Here is a 7,905-nt window from a genome sequence, read left to right on the forward strand (position 1 = left end):
TGGGTGACCCTCAAGCGACACCGTGACCATCCGCCGTGCTTGAACCCAAAGGCGCGCCGCTCGTAGAAGCAGTACGCAGGCGGTGAGTAAGGGGGCGGCTTTGGCGGGGGGTGCGACAGCGGCGCGGGGGCCGGACGGTCCGCCGGGCCGGCAGATGCCGGACCTCACCAGCGGGCCCATCGGCAAGACGCTGATCGTGTTCGCCCTGCCGGTGCTGGCGACCAACATCCTGCAGTCGCTGAATGGCTCGGCCAACGCCATCTGGGTCAGCCACGTGCTGGGCGAGGCGGCGCTGACCGCCACCTCCAACGCCAACCAGATCATGTTCCTGATGCTGGGGGCGGTGTTCGGCCTTTCCATGGCCTCGAACATCATGATCGGCCAGGCCATGGGCGCGCGCGACCAGACGCTGGCCAAGCGGGTCATCGGCACCTCGACGGCCTTCTTCATCCTCGTGTCGCTGACCGTGGGCGCGCTGGGCGTCTTCCTCACGCCGCACATCCTCGACGCCATGGGCACGCCGGCGGAGGCCAGGGCGGACGCCATCGCCTACCTGCGGGTGATCTTCTCGGCGATGCCGTTCATGTACTTCTTCTCCTACGTGATGATGGCCCAGCGGGGGACCGGCGACAGCCGCACGCCCTTCTATTTCTCGCTGGTCGCGGTCGGGATGGACGTGGTCCTGAACCCGATGCTGATCACCGGCTTCGGACCGTTCCCGAGGCTGGGGATCGCCGGCTCGGCGACCGCGACGCTGCTGTCCCAGACGATCACCCTGCTCGCGATGATCGTGCATCTCTACCGCAGGAAATCGATCCTGGTGCTACGGCCCGGCGAGTTCCACCTGCTGATCCCGGACTTCGGCCTCATCCGCCAGCTGGTGCTCAAGGGCCTGCCCATGGGCTTCCAGATGATCGTCACCTCGCTGGCGGCCGTGACCATGATGAGCCTGGTCAACAGGCATGGGGTCCACACCTCGGCGGCCTACGGCGCGGCGGCGCAGCTTTGGACCTATGTGCAGATGCCGGCCATGGCGCTGGGGGCGGCGGTCTCGTCCATGGCGGCGCAGAACGTCGGCGCGGGCCGGATGGACCGGGTGGAGCGCATCGCCCGCTCCGGGGCCCTCTACGCCCTGTTGTTCACGGGCGTCCCCGTGGTGCTGATCTACCTCGCCGACCCGTGGGTGCTGCGCGCCTTCCTGCCCGGCGACAGCCCCTCGCTGCCGATCGCCGTGCATATCAATTCGATCGTGCTGTGGGGCTTTATCGCCTTCGGCATGGCCTTCATCTTCTCGGGCGTGGTGCGGGCGACGGGGGCCGTCTGGCCGCCGCTGCTGGCGATGATCATCTCGCTGTGGGGCATCCGCGTGCCGCTGGCCAACATGCTGGAGCCGCACATGGGGGCGGAGGCCATCTGGATCAGCTTCCCGATCGGCAGTTTCGCGACCCTGATCCTGGCCTGGGCCTATTACATGTGGGGCGGCTGGCGGAAGTCGCGGATGCTGCCGTCGACGCCGCCGACCACCGAGGAGCCGGACACCGGCTTCGGCCAGCCGATGATCGAGGAGGCCGAGGCGATGGCCGACGCGGCTAGCCGTTCGTCTCCATCAGGGCCGAATAGACCAGGGTCCTGAGCTCGCGCCGGATCGGATAGGTGGACGACGGCAGGAGCTGGGTCATAAAGACCGCAGTGACGTCCTCCATGGGATCGACCCAGAAGGCCGTCGATGCGGCGCCGCCCCAGTAGAATTCACCCAGGCTGCAGGGGATCAGGGTCTGCGGGGGGTCGAACACGACCGCGAAGCCCAGGCCGAAGCCGACGCCGGCGTTGGTGCTCTCCGAGAACAGCGAGCGCGACATCTCGGTCAGGTCGGCGCCGCCCGGCAGGTGGTTCGACGCCATCAGGTCGACGGTCTTCGGCGCCAGGATCCGCGCGCCGTCCAGCTCACCGCGGTTCAGCAGCATGTTGGCGAACCGCATGTAGTCGGCCGCCGTGCCGACCAGGCCGCCGCCCCCCGAGAGCAGGGCCGGCGGGGCGAGGTAGGGGCTGGTCTGCGGGTCGTCCTGCAGCTTCATCTTGCCGCCTGGGGCGGCGTCGTAGCAGGCCGCGAAGCGGCTCTTCTGATCGTCGCGGACGCGGAAGCCGGTGTCGACCATCTTCAGCGGATCGAAGATGCGCTCCTGGAACACCTGGTCCAGCGGCTTGCCCGCGATCTTCTGCACCAGGTAGCCGACCACGTCGGTGGAGACCGAGTAGTTCCAGGCCTCGCCCGGCGAGAATTCCAGCGGCAGCTTGGCCAGCATCTGGATCATCGCCTCGAGGTCGTGCTCGCCGTGCATGTTCTCGAGCTTGAGCTTGCGATAGGCCGCGTCGATGTTGGTGCGGTTCTGGAAGCCGTAGGTCAGGCCGGACGTGTGGCGCAGCAGGTCGACCACCTGCATCGGCCGGGCGGGCGGCGTGGTCAGGTAGGGACCGGTCCCCGCGGAGAACACGGCCAGGTCCTTCCACTCCGGGATGTGCCGCGAGACCGGATCGTCGAGCGCGATCAGGCCCTCTTCGACCAGGGTCATCAGGGCTACCGAGGTCACCGGCTTGGTCATGGAATAGATGCGGTAGACGCTGTTCTCGGCCAGCGGAACGGAGCGTTCGGGATCCTGCATCCCCAGCACGCTCTGGTGGACGATCTCGCCGCCGCGGGCGAGCAGGAACTGGGCATGCGGCATCCGGCCGGGGCCCACGTACTTGTCCTGCAGAAAGCGGTCGATCCGCTCCAGGCGCGCCTTGGAGAACCCCAGTCGCTCGGCCTTGCTCATCGTCGTCTCCGGAAGCTGCGGCGGGCATTTGCCCTTGCCTTCCGCGCCGTCGCAAGCGCGACGATGGCCGAAGATCGAAGGAGCTTCCCATGCCCACCGTGAGCTTCGAGCGCGACGGCCGCATCGGCGTCGTCACCATCGAGCGACCCGAACGCCGCAACGCGGTCGATCGCGAGACCGCACAGGGCCTCTACGACGCCTTCAAGGCCTTCGACGCCGACGACGGGCTGGATGTGGCGGTGCTGACCGGGCGCGGCGGCTATTTCTGCGCGGGCGCCGACCTGAAGGCGATCTCCACCGGCGGCGGCGCCCGCATCCCCGAGACCGGCGACTTCGGGCCCATGGGCTGCACCCGCCTGGCGCTGGGCAAGCCGGTGATCGCCGCCGTGGAAGGGCCGGCCGTCGCCGGCGGCCTGGAGGTGGCGTGCTGGGCCGATCTGCGGGTCGCGGCCGAGGGCTCCACGTTCGGAGTCTTCTGCCGGCGGTTCGGCGTGCCGCTGATCGACCTGGGCACCGTGCGCCTGCCGCGCCTGATCGGCCATTCCCGGGCCATGGACCTGATCCTCACGGGCCGGCCGGTGGACGCGCAGGAAGCGCTGGCCATGGGCCTCGCCAACCGGGTCGTCCCCAAGGGCCAGGCCCTCGCCGCCGCCCTGGACCTGGCCCGCCAGATCAGCGCCTTTCCGCAGCTCTGCCTGCGCAACGACCGGCTTTCGGCGCTTGGGCAGTGGTCGCTGGACTGGGACGAGGCCCAGGCGGCCGAGGTCCGGCTCGGCATGGAGACGTTGCGCACGGGATCGGCCGTCGAGGGGGCGACACGGTTCGCCTCCGGTGAAGGCCGCGGCGGCGCGTTCTGAGCGCCCCGAATACGCCGTAAAGCAGGGTTTGATCTTCCGCCGGCGCCGGTCTAGCGTACCGACAATACGAAAAATTGCGCCGCTGACACAAATGCGGGCGGGAGAGACGTGCATGGCGTGGGATTTCGAGACCGACCCGGAGTTCCAGAAGAAGCTGGACTGGATCGAGGACTTCATGCGCGACGAGGTCGAGCCGCTCTCGCACCTGGGCATGGCGGTCTATTCCACCCTGGGCCGCGAGAAGTTCCTGAAACCCCTGCAGCAGCAGGTGAAGGACCAGGGCCTGTGGGCCTGCCACCTGGGCCCCGAGCTGGGCGGCCAGGGCTTCGGCCAGCTCAAGCTCGCCCTGATGAACGAGAAACTTGGCCGCAACAGCCTGGCCCCCTCGGTGTTCGGCTGCCAGGCGCCCGACAGCGGCAACGCCGAGATCATCGCCCACTACGGCACCGAAAAGCAGAAAGAGCAGTATCTCTGGCCGCTGCTGAACGGCGAGATCCGCTCGGCCTTCTCCATGAGCGAGCCCACCGGCGGCTCCGACCCGCTGACCTTCACCACGCGCGCTGTGCTGGACGGGGACGAATGGGTGATCAACGGCGAGAAGTGGTTCTCCACCAACGCCAGATATTCGAAGCTGCTGGTGCTCTATGCGATCACCGATCCGGACGCCAAGGACCCCTACCGGCGCACCTCGATCTTCCTGGTGCCCACCGACACCCCCGGGGTCGAGATCATCCGCAACGTTGCGGTCGGCGCGGGCGGCGAGGTCGGCGGCGGGAACGAGGGCTATGTCCGCTACACCAACGTACGGCTGCCGTACGACGCTCTCCTTGGCGAGCGCGGCGCGGCCTTCGTGATCGCCCAGGTTCGGCTGGGCGGCGGCCGGGTCCACCACGCCATGCGCACGGTCGGCGCCTGCCGCCACGCCCTGGAGCTGATGTGCCAGCGCGCGGTGTCGCGCACCACCCGCGACGGCCGGCTGTCGGACCTGCAGATGGTCCAGGAACAGATCGCCGATTCATGGATCGCGGTGGAGAGCTTCCGCCTCTTGGTCCTGCGCACCGCCTGGCTGATCGACAAGCACAAGGACTATCAGAAGGTCCGCAAGGACATCGCCGCCATCAAGGTGGCCATGCCCAAGGTCTACCACGACGTCGCGACCAAGGCGGCGCACCTGCACGGCGCGCTGGGCGTCTCCAACGAGATGCCGTTCATGCGGATGGTCACCTCGGCCCTGGTGATGGGCATCGCCGATGGGCCGACCGAGGTCCACAAGGTCACCCTCGCCAAGCAGATCCTGAAGGACTACCAGCCCGACAACGACCTCTTCCCCAGCTATCACATCCCCAAGCTGCAGGAGGAGGCGAAGGCGCGCTTCGCCAAGGAGCTGGGCGAGCTGCGCGAGGCCTACGCCGGCCGCAAGGCGACCGAAACGGCTTGATTTCCCCTGCTGTAATGTGGCCGTCATCCCGAGCGACCCTCGGGATGACGTTTTTCTTTGTGGAGCCCCGCCTTGAGTGACACTTGGCCCGTGATGTCGATCGCCGAAGCCCACGCCAGGCTGACCGGCCCGGGCTCGCCGTTCGAGATCGAGGAGAAGGTGATCCGGGGGGTGAGCACCCGCACCTGGAAGAACGCCCCGCCGACCTTGCGCGACGTGTTCGTCAACGGCCTGCGGTTCCGTGAGCGCGAATTCCTGGTCTACGAGGGCGACCGCGCCACCTTCGACAGCTTCGCCCGCGCCACCCTGGTCCTGGCCCACCGGCTGCTGGCCGACGGCGTGAAGAAGGGCGATCGCGTCGCGGTGATCATGCGCAACCTGCCGGAATGGCCGGTGGCCTTCTGGGCCGGCCAGCTGGTGGGCGCGATCGTCACCCCGCTGAACGCATGGTGGACCGGCGCCGAGCTGGAGTACGGCCTGGCCGACTCGGGGACCAAGGTCGCCTTCGTCGACGACGAGCGCCTCGATCGGATCGTCGAGTTCCTGGACAAGCTGCCGGACCTGGAGAAGGTCTATGTCACCCGCCACGCCGCCGAGGGCCTGCCCGCGAAGACCGAGCGTCTGGAAGACGTGATCGGCGCGGTGAACAGCTGGCCGTCGCTGCCGGAGCTGGCCATGCCGGACGTGCCGCTGGCCCCCGAGGACGACGCCACCATCCTCTACACCTCCGGAACGACGGGCAAGCCCAAGGGCGCGCTCGGCACCCATCGCAACATGACGTCGAACATCGGGGCGGGCGGCATTTCGGCGGCGCGGAACTTCCTGCGGGCGGGCGAGCCGCTGCCGGAGCTGGACCCCACCAGGACGCCGCAGCGCTGCACCCTGCTGGTGGTGCCGATGTTCCACGCCACCGGCCTCTCGGCGACGCTGGGGCCGACGCTCAACGCCGGCGGCAAGATCGTGCTGATGCGCCGCTGGGACGCCGAGCCGGCCATGCGGCTGATCGAGCGGGAGAAGGTGACGTCGACCGGCGGCGTGCCGACCATCGCCTGGCAGCTCATCGAGCATCCGGCGCGGTCCAGGTACGACCTGTCGTCCCTGGTGGCCGTGACCTATGGCGGCGCGCCCTCGGCCCCGGAGCTGGTGCGCAAGATCGCCGAGGTGTTCCCGGGCTCCCAGCCCGGCAACGGCTGGGGCATGACCGAGACCACCGCCACCTTCACCTCGCACCTGGGCAAGGACTACGAGAACCGCCCCGACAGCGCCGGCCCGGCGGCGCCGGTGGGCGAGATGCAGGTCAGGGATCCCGCCGACGGCAAGACCGTCCTGCCCGCGGGCGCGGTGGGCGAGCTGTGGGTCAAGGGCCCGCAGGTGGTGAAGCTCTACTGGAACAAGCCCGAGGCCACGGCGGAGACCTTCCAGGACGGCTGGCTGCGCACCGGCGACCTGGCGCGCATCGACGAGGAGGGCTTCCTGTTCATCATCGACCGGGCCAAGGACATGCTCATCCGTGGCGGAGAGAACATCTACTGCGTCGAGGTCGAGAACGTCCTCTACGACCATCCCGACGTGATGGACGCCGCCCTGGTGGGCATCCCGCACAAGACCCTGGGCGAGGAACCGGCCGCCGTCGTCCATCTGAAGCCGGGGGGCGTGGCCACCGAGGCGGAGCTGCGCCAGTTCGTCCGCGAGCGGCTGGCCAACTTCAAGGTCCCGGTGAAGGTGGCCTTCTGGCCGGAAACCCTGCCGCGCAACGCCAACGGCAAGATCATGAAGAGCGAACTCAAGAAGGTGTTCGCCAAGGAAACGGAGCAGGCGTGAGCCGAAAACCCCTCATCGTCGGGCTCGGCGGCACCATCCGGGCGGGCTCGTCGACGGAGAAGGCGCTGGTCTGCGCGTTGAGACATGCCGAAGGCCTGGGGGCGGAGACGCGGCTGCTGGGCGGCGAGTTCCTGGGCGGCCTGCCGATCTTCGATCCGCGCCCGGGCGACTCGACGGCCGGGCAGATCGAACTGGCCGAAGCGATCCGATCCGCCGACGGCGTGATCGTGGCCAGCCCCGGCTACCACGGCTCCATCTCGGGGGTGATCAAGAACGCGCTCGACACCCTGGAACTGACGCGGAGCGACCCCTCGCCCTATCTCACGGCCAAGCCGGTGGGCACGATCATCACCGCCGACGGCTGGCAGGCGGCCGGGACGACCTTGATGGCGCTTCGTGCGATCATACATGCCCTGAGGGGCTGGCCGACGCCGTTCGGCGCGGCCCTCAACGCCGGGACCGGCCTCTTCGACGAGGCCGGCGACTGCAAGGACCAGAAGGACGCCTGGCAGCTCGCCACCGTCGCCGAACAGGTGGTGGAGTTCGCCCAGATGAAAGCACGCCGATGAAGCGCCCCTACCTCGTTCCGCCCTCCGGCGATTCCGACAGCGACAGCGTATCGGGCGCCATCAGTCCCATCGAGGACATCATCGAGGACGCCCGCAACGGGCGGCCCTACATCCTGGTGGACGCCGAGGACCGGGAGAACGAGGGCGATGTCATCATCCCCGCCCAGTTCGCCACGCCGGACCAGATCAATTTCATGGCCAAGCACGCGCGCGGCCTGATCTGTCTCTCCATCACCGCGGAGCGGGCGCGCCAGCTGCGCCTGCCGCCCATGGCCACCGACAACCAGTCCGGCCACGGCACCGCCTTCACTGTCTCGATCGAGGCGCGCGAGGGGGTGACCACCGGCATCTCGGCCCACGACCGCGCCCACACCATCGCGGTCGCGGTCGACCCGACCAAGGGCGTG

General features: G+C 68.7%; 7 protein-coding genes. 6 read left to right on the plus strand and 1 reads right to left on the minus strand.

Annotated elements, in window-relative coordinates:
• The first annotated feature begins 154 nt into the window (after positions 1-154).
• Positions 155-1,633 carry an MATE family efflux transporter gene (locus tag EPO51_RS15520; RefSeq protein ID WP_293352088.1) on the plus strand — a complete coding sequence of 493 codons (1,479 nt, stop codon included), beginning with the start codon at positions 155-157 and terminating at the stop codon, positions 1,631-1,633.
• On the opposite strand, the gene EPO51_RS15525 is transcribed toward EPO51_RS15520, so the two are convergent.
• On the minus strand, positions 1,590-2,813 hold the full coding sequence (locus tag EPO51_RS15525) for a serine hydrolase domain-containing protein (RefSeq protein ID WP_293352090.1): 1,224 nt from the start codon (positions 2,811-2,813) through the stop codon (positions 1,590-1,592). The genes EPO51_RS15520 and EPO51_RS15525 overlap by 44 nt on opposite strands.
• Before the next feature lie 89 nt (positions 2,814-2,902).
• Here EPO51_RS15525 and EPO51_RS15530 point away from each other — a divergent pair, with 89 nt between their 5' ends.
• The 5 genes from EPO51_RS15530 to EPO51_RS15550 all read left to right on the plus strand — a co-directional run.
• Positions 2,903-3,670 carry a crotonase/enoyl-CoA hydratase family protein gene (locus tag EPO51_RS15530; protein WP_293352092.1) on the plus strand — a complete coding sequence of 256 codons (768 nt, stop codon included), beginning with the start codon at positions 2,903-2,905 and terminating at the stop codon, positions 3,668-3,670.
• A 112-nt stretch (positions 3,671-3,782) separates the two neighbouring features.
• Positions 3,783-5,108, plus strand: a complete 1,326-nt coding sequence (locus EPO51_RS15535) for an acyl-CoA dehydrogenase family protein (RefSeq protein ID WP_293352094.1) — start codon at positions 3,783-3,785, stop codon at positions 5,106-5,108.
• 93 nt (positions 5,109-5,201) lie between these two features.
• Positions 5,202-6,929 (plus strand): class I adenylate-forming enzyme family protein, encoded by a 1,728-nt coding sequence (locus EPO51_RS15540; protein WP_293352146.1) that lies wholly within the window; start codon positions 5,202-5,204, stop codon positions 6,927-6,929.
• A complete protein-coding gene (locus EPO51_RS15545; RefSeq protein ID WP_293352096.1) occupies positions 6,926-7,498 on the plus strand; it encodes an NADPH-dependent FMN reductase in 573 nt (190 codons plus the stop codon). Before EPO51_RS15540 ends, EPO51_RS15545 begins: the two co-directional genes overlap by 4 nt.
• The coding region (locus tag EPO51_RS15550) for a 3,4-dihydroxy-2-butanone-4-phosphate synthase (protein ID WP_293352098.1) at positions 7,495-7,905 on the plus strand (411 nt) is incomplete at its 3' end. The genes EPO51_RS15545 and EPO51_RS15550, both read left to right, overlap by 4 nt.

This window comes from Phenylobacterium sp. (assembly GCF_004297125.1).
GTDB lineage: Bacteria > Pseudomonadota > Alphaproteobacteria > Caulobacterales > Caulobacteraceae > Phenylobacterium.

Coding starts and splice junctions, on each gene's coding strand:
- EPO51_RS15540 (WP_293352146.1), top strand. CDS start 5,202: ATGTCGATCGCCGAAGCCCACGCCAGGCTGACCGGCCCGGGCTCGCCG.
- EPO51_RS15530 (WP_293352092.1), top strand. CDS start 2,903: ATGCCCACCGTGAGCTTCGAGCGCGACGGCCGCATCGGCGTCGTCACC.
- EPO51_RS15535 (WP_293352094.1), top strand. CDS start 3,783: ATGGCGTGGGATTTCGAGACCGACCCGGAGTTCCAGAAGAAGCTGGAC.
- EPO51_RS15520 (WP_293352088.1), top strand. CDS start 155: ATGCCGGACCTCACCAGCGGGCCCATCGGCAAGACGCTGATCGTGTTC.
- EPO51_RS15525 (WP_293352090.1), bottom strand. CDS start 2,813: ATGAGCAAGGCCGAGCGACTGGGGTTCTCCAAGGCGCGCCTGGAGCGG.